Source organism: Neptuniibacter marinus, assembly GCF_965223595.1.
Taxonomy (GTDB): domain Bacteria; phylum Pseudomonadota; class Gammaproteobacteria; order Pseudomonadales; family Balneatricaceae; genus Neptuniibacter; species Neptuniibacter marinus.
This window is the reverse complement of sequence record NZ_OZ245004.1, coordinates 964,491-990,061: the sequence shown is the minus strand read 5'-3', so window position 1 is coordinate 990,061 and position 25,571 is coordinate 964,491. Positions and strand designations below refer to the sequence as shown.

The following is a 25,571-nucleotide window of genomic DNA, read 5'->3' as shown; positions in this document are numbered from 1 at the left end:
TAAGCTACTACAACTAAGTGTCCTCTTATTTTTCCTCAGACGTAATAACTTTCCTGTTTTTCTGCTGCATTTCAATCGGCCTATAGTAAACCGAATCTGTATCTTCTGGCTTCAAAAAGGCCTCACACTTTTGCCCTAATAAAACACACCGCGCCCGCTGTTCATCTTTAGCTATACGCATAAAAACCTTTTCTTCACCCGTTAAAATCGGTGCTTTAACTTGGCCCTTAGCGCTATTATTCACATTATTTTCAGCAAAATGCACAACGACAGCAGGCGGAAGGTCACTCGGTAACTCTTTAGGGCGAATCTCAACCATCTGCTCTCGATCAAACGCCCCTCGCTGCCAATTACGGTAAGCGGTTTCACCATCAACCGTACCGTAAAAATCCCCCTTGGGTGACGTAACTTTATATTCTAGAGTCGAGAAAAACTCCTCCTTGGCATGTCCCCATGGAGAAAAAACACTCATGCTCGTCAAAAAAATAGGGATAAGCCACTTAGTAGGCTTCATCAAATTCCTCTTCCATCGGATAAATAGCCTCGGCATAAACCGACAACTCTTCAAGTATATGCTGCTTAGTTTCGTCCTGATTATGCTCTGTATAGAGTTCATTTAAACGATTATAGAACTGTTCCATCGTCAAATGACCATTTTCGCCTTTGATCAGTTTCCCTCTTCTATAGCTTTCCCACTGCATCTGTTCTTCGTGAGTCAACACCGACGGGCAGTTCCGTGCTTTATAACGCAGCAACATCTCTTCCAAGCGGCCATCCTGAAAAGGTAGATCGATCTCTGCTAGTTCACTCGGACTTGCCATCCGCACTTGATCCATTAATTTACGATCCGTTGGTGAAAAAAATCCACCGCTATACAACATCATATCGGGATCACTTTCAGCTTCAAATGGACTTTCACTATAGATATCGGCAATCTTGCTGGAAAGACCAGTAAAATTTCTCAACATTTGCAGATGAGTACGACATGTATCACCGTCGATCTCTAATTTTGCGGCTTCCTCCTTATTTAACATCCCTGCGGGAGCAATAATTGGACACTTATTAACATGCACCTGCTTGAGCGCTATTTTAGGATCATTCTCATTCAAATCCGTATGCTTGGTATATAAAAGCCGACGAATCTCCTCTACAGGCAAGCTCATTAGAGGCTCGGGGTTATAGCGAAGATCCCAAACTAGCACCCCATTTTTATTAACAGGGTGCGTTGCTAAGGGCGCCACAATAGCAGCGTTACCATGCTGGACTGGATAACGTGAGGAGATGTGTAATACTGGCTTATGACTAATAGGATCCAGTTGAGCTTGAATTGCCTGCTTTGAACGATTCTTTTGTAGGTAATCAAAAAGCTTAGGCTGTTTTTCACGTACCAGCTTTGCCATAGCTATAGTGGCATACACATCCGATAGAGCATCATGGGCGTGTCCATGATCTATATTATTTGCTTTAGTCAGATCCTCTAAACGAAGACTCTGCGAGCCATCGTCATAAACGGGCCAATTAATCCCCTCCGGTCTCAGGGAGCGAGTCAATCGCAGCATATCGATAATGTCCCAACGGGAACATCCATTTTGCCACTCTCTAGCATAAGGATCATAAAAGTTACGATACAAGCCGTAGCGGGTCACTTCATCATCAAAACGAATACTGTTATAGCCCACACCACAAGTGCCTGGCCGCCCTAACTGCTCCATAATCTGAGAAAAAAAATCAGCCTCACACACACCCTCCTCCATCGCTTTTTGGGGAGTAATGCCTGTAACTAAGCACGCTTCGGGATGAGGTAACTGATCTTCACTTGGCTTACAGTAAAACATCACGGGTTCTTCAATGATATTGAGATTCTCATCTGTGCGGATACCTGCAAACTGAACAGGCCAATCACGTTTAGGATCTACACCAAAAGTTTCATAATCGTGCCAAAAAAATGTCAACGGTGCCTTAGCCATATAAATATCCTTGAAAAACCAACAGATCTGATAGTTAGCACGAGATTTAAAGCTATATAAGTACTAACATGCCATTAATTAACTCACTATCATGCAGATTAACATTTCACTGTTAAGGGTTCACCCATGTCACATCATCAGGAAGCGACGCAGAAACCATGTCCTTGTGGTTCCAACAAACCATTTGCCTATTGCTGTGAGCCTCTCGTTCAAGGCCAAAAAGCTGCCCCAACGGCAGAAGCACTTATGCGCTCTCGTTATTGCGCTTTCTCATTAGGCGCTATCGATTACTTAATTGATACTACGGCACCTGAAAACCGAGGGCCAAATGATGCAGAAATTTTAGCTGATCAAGTTAAATGTACCAACTGGACCAGTTTAAAGATTTTAGATACTGATCAAGGCACTAAAACTGACGAAATCGGAATGGTCGAGTTTGAAGCACAGTTTGAAACTGAAGATCAAACTGGTACTTTGTATGAAAAATCTAATTTCAGAAAAGAAAATGGTTTCTGGGTTTATGTGGATGGGGAAGTAGAGGTCAAAACTTAGTATTAACTCACTTAATACTTACGATAAGATCCCCTTTAGGCAAAGTATGATAGCGGCCTTAAAACAATTTCAAGGCCGATGTAAACCCATTCCCAAAAAGATCGGAATTATCACCCTTTATCTTAATTATTATTAAAGATTTTCATACACGTCGCTTTTAACCTCAAAGCCACGTATTCTGGGGCTCTAAGCCCTATCACAGTATAAAACTTATCGAAAACCGTGCAACTTAGGCTTTTTCAGTTAATGTCAACGCTGTCAGCGTTTCAAATCTACGTTAGAATATGTGCCCTTAAGGCAGGTGGAGCTCCATCAAATATCCATCTTTTAATATGCACCTCTGCCAGAGATGTTTAGGACGTTATGTTAGTAAGATTTTTTAAGCCCAGTTGGCAACACAGCAAATCAGACAAGCGTATTAAAGCTATAGCAAAATTACGTGATACTGATCCCCAATCACAAACCATCTTATCCCAGTTAGCATTGGAAGATAATGACGAGCTTGTGCGCTTGGCAGCAATAGAGAAACTAAACAGCCTCAGCTTATTGATTAAAATCAGTAAAAAAACAACATCTGATACGATACAGCAACAATCCTTGCATCGTATTAGTCAGCTCATATTAGGCTCTTCCCCAGACTGTTCATTAGATGAAAAACTCAGTGCACTAAAGACTATTACAGAGTGTAATTTCCTCACTCATATTGCTTTAAATAGCAGTAATGAACAGATTCGTGAGCAAGCAATTCAACAGTTAAACGATGATTATAGCCTTTCAGTTATTGCCGAAAAAAGTCAGCGTGCGGCGGATAGAATCCAAGCAACACAGCGTATTAGCAGTGAAGAAGCACTGAACAAAATCTGCAAAACTTCACGCAACAAAGATAAAGGCGTCTTCAAAGCAGCTAGAGACAAGCTGCAAACAATAGAAGATGAGAAGGCAGAAGCCCAACGCATTCAAGCATCAATAGAGCAACTTATTCACAATACAGAACAACTGAGCCATCAAGCCTTTTTCCCATTATTTACTCCTAAATTATGCTCCCTAATCAAAGAATACGAAACGTTGTCAGAGCATACGAGTATTGAGCAAAATGCTAGATTCAAAACTCATCAACAGCAATGTGAAGCTATTTTGGCAGCAGAAGAAGCGCGCATTAAACAGCTGGAAGCAGAAGAAGCGCTCAAACAAGAGAAAGTAAATCAAAGTCACCACCTTTATTCAGAGCTTTGCGTACTTAAAGAGAGCACAGAAAATATTCTTGATGAATCCAGTCTAGCTGAAGTCGAAAACCAACTACACAACATAAGCAAACAATGGGAAGAGCTTAAATCTTTCAGTTCCGAACAAGAGCTACAAAGTTTTAATAAAATAAGATCTCAGCTTGGTAATTTAATCGCTTGCTACACGATCTACAACAAGGCCTCTGAGCAGATCGAGAAGTTTCTTTCTAGCCTTACAGATGAAAATATAAAACCTGTAACACTTAACAAACAAGCAAAACAAGCACGTCAGCTATTGAATCGACTCAGCTGGCCAACACAGCATGAAAAACCAACCAAGTTACACCAATTAGAAACAGCTTTAGCTGCCGCCCAAACCAAAATTGATCGTAAAGATCATCAGCAAACTCAATTACATAATGAGCTCAAAACACTATTAGATAATCTTACTGAATCGATTCAACAGGGTGAAATTCGTAACGCAGACAAATATATTAAAAAAGTTGAACAGATCAATAAACGCTTAAATGGCAACCTACCAGCCGACTTGGCACATAGAACTAAAATACTCAGCGCTGAACTACAAGAGATGCGAGATTGGCAAGCCTATGCGGTTCAACCTAAGAAAGAAAATTTATGCCAAGAGATGGAAACTCTGTCAAAATCTAACCTCACCGTTCAAGAGCGCGCAAACGAAGTCCGTAGAATACAGAAAGAGTGGAAGTTACTCGATGCAACCGATTCAGTACACTCGCAACAGCTATGGAAACGCTTTAAAAAAGCATCGGATGACGCCTATGCGCCTTGCGACCAACACTTTTCAGAACAGAAAGAGCTTCGCATTACCAATCTTAAACAACGCGAACTTATATGCAAAAAGTTAGATAAGCTAACGCCTCCAGAAGGAGACTGTGCTGAAGAGTGGAAGCTATATGAAGATCAGATCCGCCAAGCTAAACAAGATTGGCGCACATATTCTCCAGTTGATCGCGCACCGGGGAAAAAGCTTCAAGCAACCTTAGATCAGATCTTATCAGGCTGCGAAGAGGCGCTCAAAAACTTCCGTGCTGGGAATATTATTAAAAAACAAAGTTTAATTGATGAAACTACGCGTCTTCTCAACTCAAACAACTTTGCCGAAGCCACTGACACAGTTAAATCTCTTCAGCAACAGTGGAAAACGATTGGGCCAGCACCACGCAATCAGGAACGGAAGCTTTGGAACCAATTCCGAGAAAATTGTAGCCAAATCTTTGAAGCTTTTTACGAGGGCAAACAACCTAACGCGGCTTCAAACTCGATCCAACCATTGTTAGATGATGCCTGCCAGCAACTGAAAGATATGATCAGTTCTGGTTGCAGCGTAAAGTCTTTAGAAGCAGCTATAGATCAAGCCCAGTCCCTAATTACCGAGCTAGAAAGCCAAAACTCTTTAGTTCCAGCCTTTAATCAAGAAACCGTTCAATCAGCTACAGATGCTTTACAACAGCTACAAGAAGAGTTGCAAACATTTGAAACAGAACCTTACATAGCACTTGAACGTAAAGCGAGAATCTGTGATCAATTAGAACACGCCATATTAGATCAATGCGCGATAGAACAACTACAAAGTATCCAGCAAGCTTGGGAGCAAGAGACAACATCAGAGCACCCTATGCACCCTATGCACCCTATGAGTCACGAGATTGCTGAACGCTTCACCACATTGCTTACAATCGCTAAGAACCCCGATGTTTTGGAATCCATACTGAGTGATCAAGAACAAAAACTCAGAAAGATATGTATCCGCTTAGAGATAGCCTCATCACAACCCTCCCCGTTATGTGATCAAGCATTACGTATGGAGTACCAGATGGAGCGTTTACAGCAAGCCCTTGCTGAACAAAAACAAGCTTTTAACCTATCAGAAATAAAACAGTTGGAACATGAATGGTTATGCATCCCATTCGCTGCACATATTGAAGAGTTTAATGATAGATTTGAAAGCAAGCTTGAGCATATCTTTTAAACTCATCATTAATACTATGCTGGCCATAAAACACAAAAAAACCGCACATAGCGGTTTTTTTTAAATGCTAAACATAGTCAATTAAGACATATGTAAACCACCATTGACTGACATATCTGCACCCGTGATGTAACCAGATTCTTCATCACATAAGAAAGTGCACATACGACCAATCTCTTCAGGTGTACCAAAACGACCTACCGGAATACCCGCACAGATCTGATCCTGAATTTCTTGGGCAATTTTAGCAACCATCGCTGTTTTAATATAACCAGGAGACACCGTATTCACTGTTACGCCTTTACGCGCTACTTCTTGCGCAAGTGCTTTAGTAAAACCATGTATCCCAGCTTTAGCTGCTGAGTAGTTACACTGACCAAATTGGCCTTTCTGAGCATTTACAGAGGAGATATTAATAACTCGCCCCCAGCCCTTATCAATCATGCCATTAATCACTAAACGGGTCATATGGAACATAGAGTCTAAGTTAGCACTCATAACTTCATCCCACTGCTCCCAACTCATCTTCTTGAACTGCCCGTCACGGGTAATACCCGCGTTGTTGATAAGAATATCAACAGCACCACCAGCTAGCTCTTCAACCGTGGCGATACACTGCGCACAAGATTCAGCGTTTGTAACATCACCATAAGACACTAAAATGTCATAACCGTCTTCTTTCTGTTTGTCTTGCCATGCTTTCGCTTTACTGTGATCACCACCGCTGTTATAGCCGGCAACTACGCGAAAACCGTTATCTGCCAATGTGCGGCAAATTGCAGTACCTAAACCACCAGTACCACCTGTCACGAGTGCAATCTTCTGACTCATGCTCCATCCCCTTATATCGTATATTTGCTTGTTTGGGTGTTATCTATTTTTATTATGATTTTATAATTCATCTCGTCCTTACCTCGATCATAATGCCATCCATTCATAGATATTAATATGACTTTGGTGGAACAACATTAGCTTACTCCACGCCTGTGAACAATGAGTTACATCACATCCTAGTCAAATAAAATTTAACGCATATGCAGCATTAATAAGACTTGAGGTAAGCCCGCATGGATAACCAAGCAATCACAGCTACACATAAGTTAGCCATCACAAGAGACACAAACATCCCCTGTAAACCAAACAGTTGAGAACCCATCCAAGCGAACGGAACAGTAAAAATAAACAAGCGCGCAAGGCTGACTTTCATCGCCATAAAAGGTTTGTGCAATGCATTAAAACTGGATGCGGTAAGGAAGATTATTGCCTGAAAAGCAAAGCCAAATGGCACAATAAAAACCCATAAAATAATAAGTGATTTGACCTGATTATTATCACTAAACAAAGATGCAACCTCTTCAGCCAATAAAATTAAGATAATAAATACCAAAAACTGCCAAAATAATGAAAACCCAATCACCATACGATATGCAGATTTCACTCGCTCCACTTTACCAGCGCCCACATTTTGACTAATAAAAGGGGGGAGCGTCATAGAAAGCGCCAAGCATACAAGTAAGGCTAAAGATTCAATACGGTTACCCACCCCAAAGGCTGCTACAGCTTCCGGGCCATGATGAGCCACAATATAAGTTAAGACAGCTTGTGCAATTGGCGTCATCATATTAGACAAGGAGGCTGGCAGCGCGATCTTCATAACCGCACAGGAGTGTCTCTTCCAACGGATGAAATTAAATGGCTGAAAAACCAATAGACGTTTTTGAGCAAAAAGCAGATAGATAGCCACCAAAGTCGTTAAACTCCAAGAGATGACACTAGCAATAGCCGCCCCTTGAATTCCAAACCCTTCAAAAGAACCCAGACCAAAAATAAACAGAGGATCAAGTATAAAGTTGAGTAACGACGATGCAGCCATCATTAATGCAGGCGTTTTAGTATCACCTGTGGCGCGCATACAGGCATTACAGACCATATTAATAACCAGAAAAACAGACCCTACTAACCACACATTCATATAAGTCTGAATAAGCGGCATTAAAGCGTCGCGCGCGCCCATAGCTAAAAATACAGGTTCGATAAACAACTGCAGTAATGAGCTAACAAGCACAATCATCACAGCAATCGCCAATAAGTTATCCGTGGCAAGCGAGCGGGCTTCTTCACTTTCCCCTTTGCCCAATAAGCGCGCCAAAATAGCCGAGGTACCTATCCCTAAGCCAATAGCTAAGCTGATAACCGTAAAACAAACAGGGAAAGTAAAACCTAAAGCAGCTAACGCATCAGTACCTAATCGACTGACAAAATAAAGATCCGCAAGATTGAATAGCATCAAACTAACAATCCCAAGCATCATGGGGAATGTCATTCTGATTAAGGTTGGTCGAATATCACCTTCAAGCAGATTGATACGAACGGACATAAGTCACCGAAGAAATAAAATAGCGCACAATCCTACTCTATCCCTCGAAATAACTGAATCTCCTTTTATCGAACATTATATTGCTAGAAATACCTAGTCACTATAAAACCAACGGGAGGAGGAGCTATTAACTACCGTGCAATAGCTTGTGTTTGAACAACTTCCGATTCTTGCAGATCGCAAACCCCGGTGTCTGGATCACAGATTGGTAAAACAACAAGATGGTCAAGCTCGATACTGATACCTAAATCCTCACCTACGTCATGGTCATGATGACAAGCAGTAATACAAGGTAAAACCTCACCATTGGCCAGTTTTACATGATAAAGGTAATGAGAGCCTCTAAACCATTTACTCACTATACGACCGGTTAATGAGCTTTGTTCAGAGTGTTGTATATCATCAGGGCGAATAAGCAACTCAACCGGCGTGCCTGGTGCATAACCTAAAGGTTCATCACCAACCAAACAGCCTAATGCCGAATCCACTGAGTATTCATCCTTAATAGAAGCCTGCAAAAATTCACCTAAACCTATAAAGTCTGCGACAAAACGGTTTTTAGGTTCATGATAAATATTAAATGCAGAACCGCATTGTTGAATCCTGCCATGCTGCATAACCGCAATTTTATCAGCCATCGCAAAGGCTTCCATCTGGTCATGGGTCACCAAAATAGCACTCATCTGCTCTTTTCTTAATATATCCCTAATTTCAGGTACTAGAGTTTCTCGCAAATTCGCATCTAAACCAGAAAACGGCTCATCGAGTAACAACAGATCAGGCTTAGGTGCTATTGCCCGCGCTAAGGCAACACGCTGTTGTTGACCTCCGGAAAGAGAGTGTGGGTAGCGTTCAGCAATATCAGGCAATCCGATCAAATTCAGAAGTTCCTGAACTCTAATAACTTGATCTTTTTTTGACCATTTTTTAATACCAAAAACAATATTTTCTTCGATAGTTAAATGCGGAAAAAGCGCGATATCTTGGAAGACCATACCAATATTTCGCTGTTCGGTAGGCAATATATTTTGCGCATCAGACAGCACCTGTCCACGCATAAAAACACGTCCAGACTTCACAGGTTCAAACCCTGCAATCGCTCGAAGCAAGGTTGATTTACCGCAGCCACTTGGCCCTAAAAGACAGCCAATTTCACCTTTTTCAAGTGATAAAGACGCATTATGTACAACATCCTCCTCACCATAAGCAAGAGTAACGTTCTCAACATTTAGATGTTTTTCTATCTTCATCTCAATCAACTTCCCGCCCGCCCTTTTGCGATAGAACGGCTTAATAAAATCACAGGTATCAATCCAACCGCCACAATCAACAACGATGCAGGAGCTGCATCAATCAAACGCTCATCAGATGCCAGTTCAAATGCCCTAACAGCTAAGGTATTAAAATTAAAAGGCCTCAGAATCAATGTAGCTGGTAACTCTTTAAGCACATCAACAAAAACGATAAGTAAGGCGGTCAAAACAGAACTCTTCATCAAGGGAACATGTATCTGTTTTAAAACCTGCATAGGTGTGTAACCAAGCGTACGTGCAGCACCATCAATACTCGGCTTTATTTTATCAAGGCCACTCTGGACGGCACCTAAAGATACCGCCAAAAAACGTACCGTATAAGCAAATAAAAGCGCCACTAAAGTGCCCGATAACACTAAACCAATATCAACACTGAACCATTTCTTTGCCATTGCAATTAACTGATGGTCCATCCAAGCAAATGGAATTATCACCCCGATAGCAATAATAGTTCCCGGTAGCGCATATCCCAATCCCGCCGTAGCAACTGAAAACCTCACCACCTTTTTAGGGTTCAAACGAGAGGCATAAGCCAAAATTAACGCAAAGCTCACAGCAATGATGGCAGCTAAAAAAGCAAGGTAAAACGAGTTCCACGCTAATTGAAAGAAAGAGCCATCGGAAAGATCTGCTTGGGTTAAGCACCAAAAAGCCAACTGCCCTGCAGGTATCAAGAATCCAAATACTATAGGCAACAAGCAGATCAAAAATGCTACTGCGGCTTTCCAGCCGGATAAATAGATTAATTTTGCTTTAGCTTTAAATTCTGCAGATGAGTGATAACGGGATTTTCGTCTGGAGTATTTTTCAACCAGTACTAATAAAGCGACAAAACTCAAAAGACAAACAGCCAACTGGGCCGCCGCAACAGCGTCACCAAACCCATAAAAAGTTCTAAATATACCGGTCGTAAATGTATTTACACCAAAATATTGCACGGTACCATAATCAGCTAAGGTCTCCATCAATGCTAAGGTTAAACCGGCAATAATCGCTGGACGAGCAAGAGGCAGTGCTAGCTTAAACAAACCTTGCCATTGGTTATAACCTAGCGTCCGACTAACCTCTAGCGTACTGGCCGATTGCTCCAAAAAAGCAGCGCGACTTAACAGATAAACATAAGGATAAAGCACTAGTGCTAACATCAAGATAGCCCCAGCCAATGATCGGATTTCAAAAAACCAATACTCGCCATAGCCTAGGCCTGTGAGCTCTCGTATGGCCATTTGAACCGGACCAGCAAAATCTAGAAGCCCAGTATAGGTATAAGCAATGATATAAGCCGGTACAGCTAAGGGAAGTAATAATGCCCAAGCAAAAATCCTACGTCCCGGAAAATCACAAACGCTTGTCAACCAAGCGGTAGGGATCCCAAGCAATAAAACCCCAAAACCCACCCCAAGCATTAATAATAGGGAATTACTGACATAATCGAACAGCACCGTATGATACAAGTGCGTAAAAACATCGGCAGAACCACTAAAAACAAACCCCGCAATCACAAAGATAGGCAGGGCTAATAATACAGCGATCACAAACGAACTAGATGTCAGCCAGTTTACTCGATAAGGAGATTTTAAGGGAGTCACTACAAACATTTATCCCGTTCAGAAAAACAGAAAACGCCCGCATATAAATCTGCGGGCGTTAAAAGCATCATTCTAACACTTATTAGAATATGAAATGGTAGTAATTAGAGCTATTTCCAACCAGCACGGTCCATAAGCTCAACAGCAGCGCGGTTATTAGTTCCCAACTTACTTAGTTCAATGTCATCCGCTTTAAATTCACCTAAGCCTTTCAAAACGGGTGAAACCTCAACACCTTCAACAACTGGGTATTCGTTGTTTTCAGCACCATACCAAACTTGAGACTCATCAGAAGCCATAAACTCCATCAGTTTAATGGCACTTTCCACATTAGAAGCGTATTTAGTCACACCAACACCGCTCACATTAACATGTGCGCCACGACCATCCTGATTTAACCATGCAGTGCCTAATTTAGCCGCGACTTCGTTATCACTCTCTTTATTACTGTGAACTAATCGTGCGTAATAGTAAGTATTAGCAATTGCCAGATCACAAACACCTGAAGCTGCTGCTCTTAATTGATCCGTATCACCACCTGCAGGTGGCTTAGCAAAATTAGCTACAAGCCCTTTAGCCCAAGTTTCAGTCGCATCTACGCCATTGGCATCAATCATGGATGCAACGAGTGATTGGTTATAGATATTACTTGATGATCGAATGCAGATACGTCCTTTCCACTTAGGATCAGCAAGGTCCTCATAAGATGTTAATTCAGCAGGATCTACTTTACCTTTAACATAAAACACCGTCCGTGCACGTTGCGACATACCATACCAATAACCATCAACATCTTTTAAATGTGCAGGAATTAGCTTATCTAAGGTTTCACTCGTCGCTACTTGAAGAACACCCGCATCTTTCGCTCTATACAAACGCCCTGCATCAACCGTGACAAAAAGATCGGCTGGTGTAGCATCACCTTCAACTTCTAAGCGTTTTAAAAGTGCGTCAGCTTTACCTGTTACTAAATTAACAGCAATGCCTGTTTCAGCAGTGAAACGATCAAACAAAGGCTTTATAAGCGCTTCTTTACGTGCAGAGTAAACATTAACAAGATTATCATCGGCCGATACAGATAAAGGCAAAAACCCTGTAGCAAAAACAGCGGCCATAGCCATTGTAGAAACAACGCGTGTAAATTTCACAGTAAACCCCTTACAAGGACAAACAAATAGAGAAGCTTTAATTTGAGGAGCTTAAATTACCACAACACAAAAGATAATGCTACCGATAAACATTCTCATTAAGATTAAATAACTAATCATTGATCTGGATTAATGGTCGCATCTATTAATGTTGCTCGATAAACTATCCAACCCTACGACCAAACTCACACAACGGTATATATGAACCTAATACTCCTCACAGAAGATGATTTAATTGCGGAAGGGCAAGTAAAACTCGATGACAGGCGTTTCCAACATATTAAGACGATCCATAAACCCGAAATCGGCTCGCAATTAAAGATTGGCATGCTAAATGGGCTAATAGGCAAAGGTACTGTACTTGAATTATCAGACAGTGCTATCAGGTTACAAATAACATTAGACCAAACACCACCACATCCACTGCCTTTAACTCTTCTTTTAGCCCTGCCTCGACCAAAAATGCTGAAACGTATATTACAAACAGTAGCATCTATGGGAGTTAAGGAGCTTTACCTTATCAATTCTTATCGTGTTGATAAAAGCTACTGGGGCAGCCCTATTTTAGAAAAACAGATCATAGAAAATTTACAACTAGGGCTGGAACAAGCAGGCGATACAGTGATGCCCAATGTTCATTTAAGAAAACGCTTTAAACCATTTATCGAGGATGAGCTTCCCTCTTTGGCACAAGGCACAAGAGCGCTGATCGCCCACCCTTATAACGCCACTCCCTGCCCTCAAAGTGCAGCAATAAAAACAACATTAGCGATCGGCCCCGAAGGCGGGTTTATCCCTTATGAGGTCGAAAAACTTAATAACTGCGGATTTAACGCCATCCATATTGGCGAGCGAATTTTAAGAGTTGAAAATGCCGTACCCGCCCTGCTTTCCCGACTATTCCCCGTCTAATTTTCTATTTTTGAACTGAGTGAAAAAACAATCCCAATCAAAAGCTGGCCCAGGATCTGTTTTTCTACCCGGAGCGATATCAGAATGGCCGACAATTCTGTCATCCGTAATAGCTGGGAACTTAGCTTGAATAGCTAAAGTAAGCTCGACTAATTGCGTATATTGCTCTGCCGTATAAAGCTCAGAATCTGTACCTTCAAGCTCAATACCTATGGAAAAATCATTACAATTTTCAACACCTTTATAACAAGAGACACCCGCATGCCACGCTCTTTTATGCAAAGGTACAAACTGAACAACTCGCCCAGTTCGCTCAATCAGTAGATGTGCAGAGACCTGTAAATCTTTAATCTCTTGGAAAAACGGATCATCATTTATAGGCAACTGGTTGGTAAAAAACTGCTCTATATATCCGCCACCATACTGTCCCGGCGGTAAACTAATATTGTGAATAACTAAAAGTGAAACACTCTCGCCTTCAGGCCTTTCATTAAAATTAGGCGACAACACCCGATTCACACCAAACAACCAACCATTTTCGTTTTTTACAACCATCATCCTCTATCCGCTATTACTTAGATTCGTTAGAATTAGCGACCTATTAATCATCGTTATCCAATAATAACAGAGGCCAGCCCTCTTTGACCTTATTCTCATCAGGAACCTATTATGTTGAACCGTGCCGACATACAGCACCTTATTCCAGACGCCGTAACTTATGCACTTAATGAAGATATTGGTAACGGTGATATTACGGCCCAACTTATTCCTGAAGAGCAAACCGCTACCGCTCGCATTATCAGTCGCCAAGAAGCTGTTGTCTGCGGTGTCGATTGGGTTAATGAAGTATTTAAACAAGTTGATCCTAACTTAACATTAGAATGGCAAGTGGATGATGGCGATCTAGTACAACGGGATCAGGTATTGTTTTACGCAAAAGGCTCCGCTCGTAACCTGCTCACCGCAGAACGCGCGGCTTTAAATTTTCTACAAACACTCTCTGGCACCGCAACCATTAGTAAGTTTTATGCCGATAAAGTGATAGGCACCCACGTTAAACTACTCGACACACGCAAAACCCTGCCGGGACTACGCTTTGCACAGAAATATGCAGTGACTTGTGGTGGATGTTTTAATCACCGCATCGGGCTTTTTGATGCTTTTCTAATCAAAGAAAACCACATTATGGCCTGCGGCGGCATAAAAGAAGCGATACAGACCGCACAAAATAATGAACCTGATAAGCCAGTAGAGATCGAAGTTGAATCTATGGCAGAGCTTAAACAAGCCCTAGACGCTGGTGCAGATATTGTAATGCTGGATAATTTTTCACTCGATGAGATGTGCAAAGCGGTAGAACTAACAAAAGGAAAAGCCAAATTAGAAGCATCAGGCAATATTACGGATAAGACATTGCGCCCTATCGCTGAAACGGGTGTCGATTATATCTCAATTGGTGCGTTAACTAAGCACTGCCAAGCGGTTGATCTGTCAATGCGATTAATTGAACACTAAGCACATTAATTTTATTAGTAGCCATTAAAAATCGTTGGGCAATAAAAAGGCTAAAGTGCCCTATCTTTAGCCTTTCTTCTCTTCAGTTTTAGCTCTTCTGTAAATTTTTTCAAAAAAGTCAAAAGTTACCGGCATGCACTTGATGCTAACTTACGCCACTCGTCCTCTTTCTGAATTTTAACTATATCGTACACTTCTACAGAAACAGAGCTAACGCCCTTAGCAGCTAAAACTTTACAGACTCTATCAGCCGCATGGTGCGGATTTGTTTGTCCAGCAACTACACCAATCGCCAACACTGAATCATCTTGCCACCAAACAGGACGGGCAGGAAACTCTTCCAACTCCAGCAATGCATTTTCTACTGCGCTTTTGGTTTGCGGTGATAAAGGCTCAGTAGAATTTGCAATATACCAAGTCACACCCACACAAGCGGCGATCAAAATAATTATTATTGTTCGTTTCATTTACAACGTTTCTACTTATCAATATATAAGATACAAAAAAGGCGCCATAAAGCGCCTTTTTTCTTGATGCTAACTTTACACAATTAAGTGATTAGTCACACAAGCCTTCACCTGCACAAGTACCACCTGTAGTCCAAATAATCTGACCACCTGCAGTACTTGCTGGTGTTAAAGTATAGGTAATACCAGCAACTGCAGCAGACCCCGTTGCCGTAATCACAGCGGTATCATCAGCTATTTCAACATCATCCACATACTGACCGCCATCAGAACCGGCTAATGCAGCACTAACAGAATTATCACTGCTATCACAATCAGAAAAAGTACCTTCACGTGAAAAACACACTTCAACTGCACTTTTCACTGAAGATGTAGCGTTAACGACCTCAGTGAATTTAGCTTTCTGTGTATAAGTTTGGTAAGCCGGCAATGCGATAGCAGCCAAAATACCGATGATCGCCACAACGATCATCAATTCGATTAGGGTAAAACCTTGTTCTTGTTTATTCGTTTTCATTATTTATCTCCAGCGAAAAAAATCCTTGGGATCAACCAAGTCCTTTGATTGTAGCGTATTTTTTATGACACGCCAGTTACCAAATCAGTTTTATCTTATAAACCTTATAGTGCGCATTTTCAAACTATGATGCAAATGCTATTTTATCTGTATGATATGTGTCAATTCATGGAATGATAGTAAGGGGTTATATTTTGCAGCCTAGCCAACCATTAAGCGGACTAGCAAAAAGGTTAGTTAATGAGGGTGTTTGCTCTGCAGAGGTCGCGGCCGATGCGGCGCTTCAGTGCCGAGAAAAACAGCAAACCTTTATCGCTTATGTTATTGAACAGCGCCTTGTTAGTGCCTATAGAGCCGCCGCAGCCGCATCCGAAGAGTTTGGCATTCCACTATTAGATTTGGATGCCATGGACATGGCCACGCTTCCCCAAGGGCTAATTAATGACTCGCTGATCAGTAAGCATCACGCACTCCCGCTACAAAAAAGAGATAATCGCTTATTTGTAGCTATATCTGACCCAACCAATATTCAGGCATTAGACGAATTTAAGTTTCAAAGTGGTATCACCACTGAAGCGATTATTGTTGAAGAAGACAAGCTTACCAAAGCGATAGAGTCCTTTCTCGACAGTCAAGATTCAGCCTTAGATGACTTAGAAGATAGCGACCTTGATAATTTAGAGATTGATGATTCGCTAAATAATGCGCCACAAGAAGAATCCGCAGAAGATGCTGCCAATGACGCCCCCATTGTTCGCTTTGTAAATAAAATATTGCTGGATTCCATTAAGAACGGCGCCTCAGATATACACTTTGAACCCTACGAAAAAACCTATCGTATACGAAGCCGTATCGATGGAATTTTACAAGAAATTGCGAAACCTCCATCTAATTTATCATCACGTCTATCGGCTCGTTTAAAAGTTATGGCCCAGATGGATATTTCTGAACGCCGCGTCCCCCAAGATGGACGCATCAAGATGAAGATATCCAAAAATAGAGCGATCGATTTTCGTGTTAACACCCTACCCACCCTCTGGGGTGAAAAGATCGTACTACGTATATTAGACCCGAGCAGTGCTCAAATGGGGGTTGAGGCTTTAGGGTTCGCTGATTTCCAAAAAGAGATGTACCTTTCCACCTTACATAAACCACAAGGCATGGTACTCGTCACAGGCCCTACCGGAAGTGGTAAAACCGTTAGTCTTTATACAGGTCTAAATATACTTAATACTGAAGAGCGCAATATATCTACGGCTGAAGACCCTGTAGAGATTAACCTAGAAGGCATCAACCAAGTTCATGTAAGCTCAAAAGTAGGCCTTACCTTTGCGGAAGCGCTACGCGCCTTCCTCCGCCAAGACCCTGATGTAGTGATGGTGGGTGAGATTCGAGATCTTGAAACCGCAGAAATTGCGATTAAAGCCGCACAAACCGGCCATATGGTGCTCTCCACGCTACACACAAACAGCGCCCCAGAAACCCTAACCCGACTAAGAAACATGGGCGTACCCGCCTTTAATATTGCCACTTCAGTGAGTTTAATTATCGCCCAACGATTGGGCCGACGCCTCTGCGAAAGCTGTAAACAACCCATTACACTACCTGAAGTTACCCTACGTGAAGAGGGCTTTACCGACGAAGAGATCAAGAATATGACCCTCTTCGAAGCTAATCATGAGGGTTGCAATAAGTGTAACAGAGGTTATAAAGGTAGGGTTGGTATCTACGAGATGCTTGCTATGTCCCCAGAGATTGCTGAGGTCATTATGCAAAACGGAAACTCTCTGGATATACTAAAGGTCGCCAACACTCAAGGATTCCAAAGCTTAAGACGTTCAGGTCTGAAGAAAGTTGCCGAAGGTGTGACTAGCCTCGAAGAGATGAATCGCGTCATTAAGGTTTAATAACAGGATATATTTGCTATGGCCAAAGAAGCCAAGTTACATACATTTACCTGGCAGGGAAAAGATAAAAGCGGCAATGCCAGTAAAGGGAAAGTTGATGCCAGCAATATTGCAATGGCTAAAGCTCAACTACGTAAACAGGGTATATTACCCTCCAAAGTAGCTAAGGAGAGAGGGGCTGGGCTTTTTAGTGCTAAAAGCAAACCTATAAAACCAGTAGACATTGCCTTTTTTACTCGCCAAGTGGCTACTATGCTTAAATCCGGTGTTCCTTTACTGCAAGGCTTAGACATTACCGCCGGTGGTGTCGAGAAAGACAAACTTAAAGATATTATTTACGGCATTAAAAATGATGTAAATGGGGGGCTTGATTTTTCCACTGCCTTAACCAAATACCCTGAGCATTTTGACGATCTTTACTGCAGCCTTGTAAGCGCGGGCGAACAATCCGGCGCCTTAGAGCAGATGCTCGATCGTATTGCCACCTACAAAGAGAAACTGGAAAGCCTAAAAGCCAAAATCAAAAAAGCCTTAACTTACCCCACCGCGGTTATCATCGTAGGTATTGTCGTATCCGCTATATTGCTGGTAAAAGTGGTGCCGCAATTTGAATCAGTATTTGATAGCTTTGGTGCCGACCTCCCTGCCTTTACTCTCTTTGTTATTCATCTATCCGAAGTCGCTCAAGAGTGGTGGTGGATTGTACTGATCGCTATAGGCTTCGCCGGTTATGCTTTTAATAAAGCCCAAACCAAGTCAAAGAGATTTAGGGATGCAGTAGATAAAGCGATGCTTAAAATCCCAGTGATTGGCCAAATTTTACACAATGCCTCAATTGCCCGCTTTTCTAGAACCTTAGCTACAACCTTTGCTGCCGGTGTGCCTTTAGTTAATGCACTGGACTCTGCTGCAGGAGCCTCGGGTAACGCACTCTACCGAGATGCCATACTCCAGATCAGAAATGGGGTATCAACAGGGCAATCACTAAAAGATGCAGTGACCATGACAGGGATTTTCCCTAATATGACCGTGCAAATGATCGCCATCGGTGAGGAAGCAGGCTCACTGGAGATGATGCTAGAGAAAGTGGCAGATTTCTACGAAGAGCTAGTTGATAACGCGGTTGATAATCTTTCTAGCTTACTAGAACCTCTTATCATGGCTGTGCTCGGGGTATTAGTTGGTGGCCTAGTTATCGCCATGTACTTACCTATATTCCAGCTAGGTAATGTGGTTTAGATAACGTTTTTTGATGGAAATATTACAAAAAGCGCCCTAGTAAACGAATCATTTAGAAGATTACTAATGATCCTTAATATCGATCCAGCGTGGGCTATAGCCTGCGCTTTTATTTTATCCCTCTGCGTCGGCAGTTTTTTAAATGTGGTTATTCACCGCCTACCTATTATGATGGAACGGGAATGGTTAGCTGAACATGAGGCAGAAAATACCGAACAACAGGAAGCATTTAACCTTTCAGCGCCCGCCTCCACCTGCCCACAATGTGGGCATAAAATTAGATGGTACGAAAATATTCCTGTAATTAGTTACCTATACCTAAGAGCCAAATGTGCTTCCTGCGGTTTACATATCCCTTTTCGTTACCCCGTTATTGAGCTATTAACCGCGATAGCAGGGGCTATTATTGTTTATATCTATGGTGTAAACCTAGTCAGCCTCAGCCTGACACTGCTGACCTGGGGGTTAATCTGCCTAATCTTTATCGATATTGATCATCAATTATTACCTGACCGCATTACACTACCTTTACTGTGGTTAGGCTTATTCGTAAATAGCTTCAGCTTATTCACCTCTCTGGAAAGCGCTGTATATGGTGCTATTGCTGGCTACTTAAGTTTATGGAGTGTTTATTGGGCGTTTAAATTATTAACAGGCAAAGAGGGTATGGGATACGGTGATTTTAAATTACTGGCCGCTCTCGGAGCTTGGGCTGGATGGGCACAGTTACCCCTTATTATTCTATTGAGCTCTTTGGTTGGTGCTATATTAGGCATCGCGATGATCGCAGCGAAAAAGCATGAACAACAAGCACCTATGCCGTTTGGCCCTTATCTCGCCATTGCCGGTTGGGTTGCCCTTATCTGGGGCGATAATATTACCGGTCTCTACCTTCAATTTGCTGGTTTATAGATGTTTATAGTCGGTATAACAGGCGGAATAGGCTCAGGAAAAAGCGCTGTTACTGGTCAATTAGAGCAGTTCGGAATTAACGTTATTGATGCCGATATAGTCGCGCGAGAAGTAGTAGCACCAAAAGAAGAAGCCCTTCAGAAAATCGCACAGCACTTTGGTTCACAAATACTCACAGACTCAGGTGAGCTAAACCGTGCAGCACTGAGAGCAAAAATTTTTAGTGATCCTGAAGAGCGAAGATGGTTAGAGCAACTACTTCACCCGGTGATCCGAGCACGTATTATTCAACAACTGGGAAACACCCGATCTAACTATGCAGTACTCGCCTCTCCCCTGCTACTTGAAACAGATCAGCATCAACTCACCGATCATATCGTGGTTGTTGATGTACCTGAGGCAATACAGATCGAGCGCACGGTTGCTCGCGATAAAAACAACGTAAAACAAGTAAAATCTATCATCCAAACACAGATGCCTAGAGACCAAAAGATAGCAAAAGCTGATACGATCATTGATAATAGCGCGGACTTAGCAACTCTTGAAACGAAAGTTAGCGCCTTACATTCTAAATTACTTACGCTTGCTAAACAGGCTCATAATCATGACTAAGCCCCAAGTAAAATGCCCTACTTGTCAAAAAAAGCAGACATGGAGTACTGACAACCCATTTAGACCTTTTTGCAGTGAACGCTGCAAACTGATCGACTTAGGCGCTTGGGCAAATGAGGAGTATCAAATTCCTGAATCAAAATCTGCTAGCGACTATAGCAGTGGTGAAAATGAAGAGCATGTAGACCGAGATGGACCTATTCCTCAAGGTCCTGATACCATGCACTAATACCTGCGACCCCCTGAGCACCATTACTAACAGCCTTATCAAGCAAGCGACTATCTACCCCACCAAGGGCATACACAGGAATAGAGCAATCACTGACCATCTGTTGGAACAGTTCCCAGCCTAAGGGAACCGCTTGAGGGTGGGATTGGGTTTTTAATACAGGTGATAAAGTAACAAAGTCTAGCCCTTTATCGACCGCCATCGCCATCTGCTCAGGATTATGACATGAGGCACTTAACCATCGTCCGCTAAATTGATTTCGCTGCTTAAGCTCCGTTAGCCGCAATGAACTAAGATGCAAAGCATCAGCATTTAAAGCCTCAGCAACCTCAATTGAGCTATTCACGATAAGCGGTATCGACCGTCCTGCTAACAACTTTTTAATACGTTTATATACGATATCAAACGTATCCACAGCGAGATCATGGTTTCTCAGCATAATCCCTTCAGCGCCGTTAGATAAAGCCTGTTCAACAAAGTGAACCACTGTATCTACATTAGATAAATTAGGGGTTATCGCGATAAGCTTAGGTAAAAGGCATGCATTAAGAATAGGCTTATTTGCTGCTGGAAAGGCAAAACTATCAAGCTCGCCTTTAGCGACCCAACGTATCGGTTGCCCCTCTTTTCCCCAAGCCTCCCCATCGAACGCACTTACTTCAAACACATCCAACAAAACCGATTTATCACTGTAATGATAGGGTACTTTTATCAGCGGTCTAGCCTCTTTTACCTCGATACCTATCTCCTCATTCAACTCTCGAGATAAGGCCGTCAGCGCACTTTCACCCTGCTCCACTTTACCACCGGGAAACTCCCACAAGCCACCCTGATGCTGATCTTCCGAGCGTCTTGCTATTAAAACTTCGCCTGCTGAGTTTTTAATAACCGCCGCGGCAACATGAATCAATTTACGCTTCATCTATTCATAACACTCGTTTAATAACTGATAGTGAGCAACCAATAAGGCAACTTAGCTGCGGTAATCCGCATTAATGCTGACATAGTCGTGAGATAGATCCGTTGTCCAAACCCTTTCGGTGATATCTCCGCGATTAAGTACAACTCTAATCAATATCTCCTCAGCATCCATTACAGCCTGCCCCGCCTCTTCGGTATAACCCGCATCACGACCGCCGTTGCTCACTATGCAAACATCACCCAAAAAGATCTGCAGTGCATTCAAATCTAAATTTTCAATACCTGCACGACCTACAACAGCCAAAATACGGCCCCAATTCGGATCAGAAGCAAACAGTGCTGTTTTAACTAAGGGCGAATGAGCAATATCAAAAGCCGTACGTAGCGCTTCATCTTGACTCGCAGCCGACTCTACCTCAACTGTCACAAACTTAGTTGCACCTTCACCGTCTCTAATGATCGCATGAGCGAGTTCTTGCATTACGGCAGTTAATGCTTGTTTAAAAGCTGAAAGCCCCTCTTGATCACTCTCAGAGACAACAACGCCAGACTTTCCTGTTGCCACCAACATACAAGAATCATTGGTCGACGTATCACCATCAACGGTAATACGGTTAAATGAACAGTCTGTCGCTTCTATCAATAATTTTTGCAGCAATTCAGGTTCAACACCCGCATCAGTCGCTACATAACCCAACATAGTTGCCATATTCGGCTTAATCATGCCAGAGCCTTTAGATATGCCAGTTAACGTGACGGTTTTGCCTTTATAAGTGTACTGCTGCGAAGCCCCTTTAAGGCGCGTATCTGTCGTTAAAATACCTTCTGCGGCATCTAGCCAGCCATTTTCTGATAAAACGGCTTTTGCTTTAGGCAAAGCAGAAATAAGTTTCTCGACCGGTAACTTTTCACCAATAACACCTGTAGAAAATGGTAGCACTGCTGCTATATCTACATCACAGAGCTCAGCTACCGCAGAACAAGTAGCTACAGCATCATTCCAACCTTCCTCTCCAGTTCCTGCGTTAGCATTACCTGTATTGACTATAAGATAGCGAGCCGCTGTTTTACTTAGGTGTTCTTTACAGATGGAGACAGGCGCTGCACAAAAAGCATTTTTAGTAAAAACACCGACGACACTGGCACCCTCACAAACTCGCATTAGCACAACATCTTTACGTCCTGGGGTTTTAATACCCGCAGACGCTGTACCTAATTCAAAACCACTTACATTGTGCATTTTAGCTGGGAATGTAGCTGGACCTACGGCCATTTTATAATCTCCTTAGAGCAGAAAGCAGCCAACAGGCTGCTCTCTTAACTATCTAAACACTAGGTAACAATTTTATGACGGTAGTTTACCGTGACAATGTTTGTATTTCTTGCCAGATCCACAAGGGCAAGGCTCATTTCGACCTACTTTTCGCCCATCCCTGACAAAGGTTTCACCTTGCTCATCTACCGCTTCAGCATCATCACTATCATCAGCCATTGCGGAGCTTTGATCATGAGTAAAATCCATCTGCTGACTTTCAGCTTGCTCACGGCGCAGCTGCTCCATCGCTTCAATTTCTTCAGGCTGCTGTACCTGTACATGGCAGATAATACGAATAACATCACGTTTAATATTATCCAATAGCTCCTGAAATAGATGGAAAGATTCGCGCTTATATTCTTGTTTAGGATTCTTTTGAGCATAACCGCGTAAGTGAATACCTTGTCGTAGGTGATCCATAGTTTGCAGATGCTCTTTCCACAGCGTATCAAGAACTTGCAGCATTACCTGCTTTTCAAAGTTACGCATAGTGGATTCACCCACCTGCTGCTCTTTCTGTTTATAAACCGCTAAGATCTCGTCCTGAACTTTTTGATAAAGCGTTTCTTCATGTAAGCTATCGTCTTGATCAAGCCATTCCTGAACCGGCAGTTTTACTGAGAAATCAGCTTCAAGCGAGCGCTCAAGACCAGCAATATCCCACTGTTCTTCCAAACTTTGAGGAGGAACAAATTCACTAAACTTGTTAGCAACAACCTCTTCACGAACAGCATCAATAGTTTCAGATATATCATCCGTTGCCATAATTTCATTACGCTGATCATAAATAACTGTACGCTGATCATTAGCAACATCATCATATTCAAGAAGCGATTTACGAATATCAAAGTTACGCCCCTCAACTTTCCGTTGTGCTTTTTCGATAGCGTTACTCACCATCTTATGTTCAATCGCTTCCCCACGCTCCATACCTAGCGCCTGCATGAGCTGGCGAACACGATCTGACGCAAAGATACGCATAAGATCATCTTCCAACGATAGGAAGAAACGTGAAGAACCAGGGTCACCCTGACGACCCGCACGACCACGTAGCTGATTATCAATACGACGTGATTCATGACGCTCTGTACCAATAATATGTAGGCCGCCATTTTCAAGAACTTGCTGATGACGTTTTTCCCAAGCTGCAGTCACTTCTGCAATCTGCTCATCCGTTGGGTTATCAAGTTCAGCTAACTCGGCTTCTAACTTCCCGCCTAGAACAATGTCTGTACCACGGCCTGCCATATTGGTTGCTATAGTCACAGCACCTGGACGACCAGCCTGAGCAATAATCGAGGCCTCACCACCATGATTTTTAGCGTTCAGTACGTTATGAACGATTTTCTCTTTCTTCAACAGTGTAGAAATAAGCTCAGAAGACTCTACAGACGCCGTTCCCACTAAGACTGGACGCAGAGCCTCTTGGCAAGCACGAATCTCTTTAACGATCGCTTCATACTTCTCTTCTACACTCATGTAGATAAGATCGTTTTCATCTTTACGCGAAACAGGCTTATTAGTAGGAATGACCACAACATCTAGGCCATAAATCTGACGAAGCTCAAACGCTTCGGTATCAGCTGTACCTGTCATACCTGACAGTTTTGTATATAAGCGGAAATAGTTCTGAAACGTTGTAGATGCGAATGTCTGACTTTCATTTTGTACAGACACGCCCTCTTTAGCTTCTACCGCCTGATGCAAGCCTTCAGACCAACGGCGACCTTGCATAATACGGCCGGTATGCTCATCAACAATGACGACTTCATTATTTTGGACAATATAATCCACATCTTTCTGGAACAAGTAGTGGGCACGTAAACCCGCCAAGACATGATGCAATAAGTTTAGATTATGAGGGGCATAAAGACTTTCCCCTTCAGTAAGCAGACCTTTTTCTGTAAGCAACTCTTCAACAGCAGCATGGCCTGCCTCTGTTAATTCAACAGTACGATTTTTCTCATCAACCGCAAAGTGCTCACTAATATCTTGCGACTCATCCTGCGGATCAATCTCACCATCAAACTTTTTAAGCTGTGGAATCAATTGATTAATCGTGACATACATCTGTGAACTATCTTCGGCAGGACCAGAGATAATCAACGGCGTCCGAGCTTCATCAATAAGAATCGAATCAACCTCATCCACAACCGCAAAGTTAAAATCTCTCTGCACCTTCTCATCAAGACTAAATGCCATATTGTCGCGAAGGTAATCAAAACCGAATTCGTTATTGGTTCCATAGGTAATATCAGCCGCATAAGCAGCACGTTTTGTAGCTGGATCCTGTCCAGAAAGCGCAACACCGACTGTCAAACCTAATGCTTCATATAATGGACGCATCCATTCAGCATCACGACTAGCAAGATAGTCGTTTACCGTCACAACATGCACACCCAAACTGCTTAATGCGTTCAAATATACAGCTAAAGTTGCCACCAGTGTTTTACCTTCACCCGTGCGCATCTCTGCTACTTTACCATCGTGTAAAGCCATACCACCGATTAACTGAACATCGAAGTGGCGCATACCCATAACACGTTTGGACGCTTCACGAACAACAGCAAAAGCTTCTGGCAACAATTGATCAAGGCTAGAACCTTCCTCAAGACGCTGACGAAACTCAACCGTTTTGGCTGCCAGTTCTTCATCTGTTAGTTTTTCAAGATCGACTTCTAATGCATTAATCGCCTTAACGATTTTACCCATGCGTTTTAGTTCACGATCATTCTTACTACCAAAAACTTTCTTTAACAATCCTGTCAGCATATCTTGACTTATACCTATGAAGTCTAAAACGATCCTCAACTCTTCGGAGGAGGAAAAAATTAACTCAGCATTCTAC

The 25,571-nt window shown here is 42.4% G+C and carries 22 protein-coding genes; 9 read left to right on the top strand and 13 right to left on the bottom strand.

Going from position 1 to position 25,571, the window contains the following annotated elements:
- Positions 1-25: 25 nt before the first annotated feature.
- Entirely contained in the window at positions 26-514 is a 489-nt protein-coding gene (locus tag ACOQOE_RS04565; RefSeq protein WP_067862357.1) for a hypothetical protein, read from the bottom strand.
- A complete protein-coding gene (gene sbcB / locus ACOQOE_RS04560; protein ID WP_067862359.1) occupies positions 501-1,967 on the bottom strand; it encodes an exodeoxyribonuclease I in 1,467 nt (488 codons plus the stop codon). The genes ACOQOE_RS04565 and sbcB overlap by 14 nt, the downstream gene beginning before the upstream one ends.
- A gap of 126 nt (positions 1,968-2,093) precedes the next feature.
- On the opposite strand from sbcB, the gene ACOQOE_RS04555 reads away from it, so the two are divergent.
- Both ACOQOE_RS04555 and ACOQOE_RS04550 read left to right on the top strand, forming a co-directional pair.
- Complete coding sequence (locus ACOQOE_RS04555) at positions 2,094-2,519, top strand: YchJ family protein (RefSeq protein ID WP_067862362.1); 426 nt, start codon at positions 2,094-2,096, stop codon at positions 2,517-2,519.
- A 363-nt stretch (positions 2,520-2,882) separates the two neighbouring features.
- Positions 2,883-5,750, top strand: coding sequence for a DUF349 domain-containing protein (locus tag ACOQOE_RS04550; protein ID WP_420554995.1), 2,868 nt, complete (start codon positions 2,883-2,885; stop codon positions 5,748-5,750).
- A gap of 81 nt (positions 5,751-5,831) precedes the next feature.
- Here ACOQOE_RS04550 and phbB read toward each other — a convergent pair whose 3' ends face one another.
- The 5 genes from phbB to ACOQOE_RS04525 all read right to left on the bottom strand — a co-directional run bounded on the left by phbB (position 5,832) and on the right by ACOQOE_RS04525 (position 12,177).
- Positions 5,832-6,581: an acetoacetyl-CoA reductase gene (phbB, locus tag ACOQOE_RS04545; protein ID WP_067862365.1), complete on the bottom strand. Its 750-nt coding sequence runs from the start codon at positions 6,579-6,581 to the stop codon at positions 5,832-5,834.
- 211 nt (positions 6,582-6,792) lie between these two features.
- Positions 6,793-8,127, bottom strand: a complete 1,335-nt coding sequence (locus tag ACOQOE_RS04540; protein ID WP_067862368.1) for an MATE family efflux transporter — start codon at positions 8,125-8,127, stop codon at positions 6,793-6,795.
- A 131-nt stretch (positions 8,128-8,258) separates the two neighbouring features.
- Entirely contained in the window at positions 8,259-9,377 is a 1,119-nt protein-coding gene (locus tag ACOQOE_RS04535; RefSeq protein ID WP_420554994.1) for an ABC transporter ATP-binding protein, read from the bottom strand.
- Positions 9,378-9,382: 5 nt separating this feature from the next.
- Positions 9,383-11,029 (bottom strand): ABC transporter permease, encoded by a 1,647-nt coding sequence (locus ACOQOE_RS04530; protein WP_420554993.1) that lies wholly within the window; start codon positions 11,027-11,029, stop codon positions 9,383-9,385.
- Positions 11,030-11,139: 110 nt separating this feature from the next.
- Positions 11,140-12,177 (bottom strand): Fe(3+) ABC transporter substrate-binding protein, encoded by a 1,038-nt coding sequence (locus tag ACOQOE_RS04525; RefSeq protein ID WP_231867910.1) that lies wholly within the window; start codon positions 12,175-12,177, stop codon positions 11,140-11,142.
- A 201-nt stretch (positions 12,178-12,378) separates the two neighbouring features.
- Between ACOQOE_RS04525 and ACOQOE_RS04520 the strand changes: the two genes are divergently transcribed.
- On the top strand, positions 12,379-13,089 hold the full coding sequence (locus ACOQOE_RS04520) for a 16S rRNA (uracil(1498)-N(3))-methyltransferase (RefSeq protein WP_067862372.1): 711 nt from the start codon (positions 12,379-12,381) through the stop codon (positions 13,087-13,089).
- On the opposite strand, the gene ampD is transcribed toward ACOQOE_RS04520, so the two are convergent.
- Positions 13,075-13,644 carry a 1,6-anhydro-N-acetylmuramyl-L-alanine amidase AmpD gene (gene ampD / locus ACOQOE_RS04515; RefSeq protein WP_420555460.1) on the bottom strand — a complete coding sequence of 190 codons (570 nt, stop codon included), beginning with the start codon at positions 13,642-13,644 and terminating at the stop codon, positions 13,075-13,077. The two genes, ACOQOE_RS04520 and ampD, sit on opposite strands and share 15 nt — an antisense overlap.
- A gap of 114 nt (positions 13,645-13,758) precedes the next feature.
- On the opposite strand from ampD, the gene nadC reads away from it, so the two are divergent.
- Positions 13,759-14,604 (top strand): carboxylating nicotinate-nucleotide diphosphorylase, encoded by an 846-nt coding sequence (gene nadC / locus ACOQOE_RS04510; protein ID WP_420554992.1) that lies wholly within the window; start codon positions 13,759-13,761, stop codon positions 14,602-14,604.
- A gap of 125 nt (positions 14,605-14,729) precedes the next feature.
- Here nadC and ACOQOE_RS04505 read toward each other — a convergent pair whose 3' ends face one another.
- Both ACOQOE_RS04505 and ACOQOE_RS04500 read right to left on the bottom strand, forming a co-directional pair.
- Complete coding sequence (locus ACOQOE_RS04505; RefSeq protein ID WP_420554991.1) at positions 14,730-15,071, bottom strand: hypothetical protein; 342 nt, start codon at positions 15,069-15,071, stop codon at positions 14,730-14,732.
- 91 nt (positions 15,072-15,162) lie between these two features.
- A complete protein-coding gene (locus ACOQOE_RS04500; RefSeq protein WP_420554990.1) occupies positions 15,163-15,588 on the bottom strand; it encodes a pilin in 426 nt (141 codons plus the stop codon).
- 173 nt (positions 15,589-15,761) lie between these two features.
- On the opposite strand from ACOQOE_RS04500, the gene pilB reads away from it, so the two are divergent.
- From pilB to yacG, 5 genes are all read left to right on the top strand, one after another.
- Complete coding sequence (gene pilB / locus ACOQOE_RS04495; protein ID WP_420554989.1) at positions 15,762-17,495, top strand: type IV-A pilus assembly ATPase PilB; 1,734 nt, start codon at positions 15,762-15,764, stop codon at positions 17,493-17,495.
- A gap of 18 nt (positions 17,496-17,513) precedes the next feature.
- Positions 17,514-18,734 (top strand): type II secretion system F family protein, encoded by a 1,221-nt coding sequence (locus tag ACOQOE_RS04490; protein WP_067862381.1) that lies wholly within the window; start codon positions 17,514-17,516, stop codon positions 18,732-18,734.
- Positions 18,735-18,800: 66 nt separating this feature from the next.
- Positions 18,801-19,646: a prepilin peptidase gene (locus ACOQOE_RS04485; RefSeq protein ID WP_420554988.1), complete on the top strand. Its 846-nt coding sequence runs from the start codon at positions 18,801-18,803 to the stop codon at positions 19,644-19,646.
- Positions 19,647-20,258, top strand: coding sequence for a dephospho-CoA kinase (gene coaE, locus ACOQOE_RS04480; protein WP_420554987.1), 612 nt, complete (start codon positions 19,647-19,649; stop codon positions 20,256-20,258).
- Entirely contained in the window at positions 20,251-20,487 is a 237-nt protein-coding gene (gene yacG / locus ACOQOE_RS04475; RefSeq protein WP_420554986.1) for a DNA gyrase inhibitor YacG, read from the top strand. The genes coaE and yacG overlap by 8 nt, the downstream gene beginning before the upstream one ends.
- On the opposite strand, the gene ACOQOE_RS04470 is transcribed toward yacG, so the two are convergent.
- The 3 genes from ACOQOE_RS04470 to secA all read right to left on the bottom strand — a co-directional run bounded on the left by ACOQOE_RS04470 (position 20,456) and on the right by secA (position 25,495).
- Entirely contained in the window at positions 20,456-21,409 is a 954-nt protein-coding gene (locus ACOQOE_RS04470; protein ID WP_420554985.1) for a Nudix family hydrolase, read from the bottom strand. The two genes, yacG and ACOQOE_RS04470, sit on opposite strands and share 32 nt — an antisense overlap.
- A 51-nt stretch (positions 21,410-21,460) precedes the next feature.
- Positions 21,461-22,681, bottom strand: coding sequence for a bifunctional glutamate N-acetyltransferase/amino-acid acetyltransferase ArgJ (argJ, locus tag ACOQOE_RS04465; protein WP_420554984.1), 1,221 nt, complete (start codon positions 22,679-22,681; stop codon positions 21,461-21,463).
- A gap of 72 nt (positions 22,682-22,753) precedes the next feature.
- A complete protein-coding gene (gene secA / locus ACOQOE_RS04460; protein WP_420554983.1) occupies positions 22,754-25,495 on the bottom strand; it encodes a preprotein translocase subunit SecA in 2,742 nt (913 codons plus the stop codon).
- Between the last annotated feature and the right edge of the window lie 76 nt (positions 25,496-25,571).

Coding starts and splice junctions, on each gene's coding strand:
- ACOQOE_RS04565 (WP_067862357.1), bottom strand. CDS start 514: ATGAAGCCTACTAAGTGGCTTATCCCTATTTTTTTGACGAGCATGAGT.
- sbcB (WP_067862359.1), bottom strand. CDS start 1,967: ATGGCTAAGGCACCGTTGACATTTTTTTGGCACGATTATGAAACTTTT.
- ACOQOE_RS04555 (WP_067862362.1), top strand. CDS start 2,094: ATGTCACATCATCAGGAAGCGACGCAGAAACCATGTCCTTGTGGTTCC.
- ACOQOE_RS04550 (WP_420554995.1), top strand. CDS start 2,883: ATGTTAGTAAGATTTTTTAAGCCCAGTTGGCAACACAGCAAATCAGAC.
- phbB (WP_067862365.1), bottom strand. CDS start 6,581: ATGAGTCAGAAGATTGCACTCGTGACAGGTGGTACTGGTGGTTTAGGT.
- ACOQOE_RS04540 (WP_067862368.1), bottom strand. CDS start 8,127: ATGTCCGTTCGTATCAATCTGCTTGAAGGTGATATTCGACCAACCTTA.
- ACOQOE_RS04535 (WP_420554994.1), bottom strand. CDS start 9,377: ATGAAGATAGAAAAACATCTAAATGTTGAGAACGTTACTCTTGCTTAT.
- ACOQOE_RS04520 (WP_067862372.1), top strand. CDS start 12,379: ATGAACCTAATACTCCTCACAGAAGATGATTTAATTGCGGAAGGGCAA.
- ampD (WP_420555460.1), bottom strand. CDS start 13,644: ATGGTTGTAAAAAACGAAAATGGTTGGTTGTTTGGTGTGAATCGGGTG.
- nadC (WP_420554992.1), top strand. CDS start 13,759: ATGTTGAACCGTGCCGACATACAGCACCTTATTCCAGACGCCGTAACT.
- ACOQOE_RS04505 (WP_420554991.1), bottom strand. CDS start 15,071: ATGAAACGAACAATAATAATTATTTTGATCGCCGCTTGTGTGGGTGTG.
- ACOQOE_RS04500 (WP_420554990.1), bottom strand. CDS start 15,588: ATGAAAACGAATAAACAAGAACAAGGTTTTACCCTAATCGAATTGATG.
- pilB (WP_420554989.1), top strand. CDS start 15,762: ATGATAGTAAGGGGTTATATTTTGCAGCCTAGCCAACCATTAAGCGGA.
- ACOQOE_RS04490 (WP_067862381.1), top strand. CDS start 17,514: ATGGCCAAAGAAGCCAAGTTACATACATTTACCTGGCAGGGAAAAGAT.
- ACOQOE_RS04485 (WP_420554988.1), top strand. CDS start 18,801: ATGATCCTTAATATCGATCCAGCGTGGGCTATAGCCTGCGCTTTTATT.
- coaE (WP_420554987.1), top strand. CDS start 19,647: ATGTTTATAGTCGGTATAACAGGCGGAATAGGCTCAGGAAAAAGCGCT.
- yacG (WP_420554986.1), top strand. CDS start 20,251: ATGACTAAGCCCCAAGTAAAATGCCCTACTTGTCAAAAAAAGCAGACA.
- ACOQOE_RS04470 (WP_420554985.1), bottom strand. CDS start 21,409: ATGAAGCGTAAATTGATTCATGTTGCCGCGGCGGTTATTAAAAACTCA.
- argJ (WP_420554984.1), bottom strand. CDS start 22,681: ATGGCCGTAGGTCCAGCTACATTCCCAGCTAAAATGCACAATGTAAGT.
- secA (WP_420554983.1), bottom strand. CDS start 25,495: ATGCTGACAGGATTGTTAAAGAAAGTTTTTGGTAGTAAGAATGATCGT.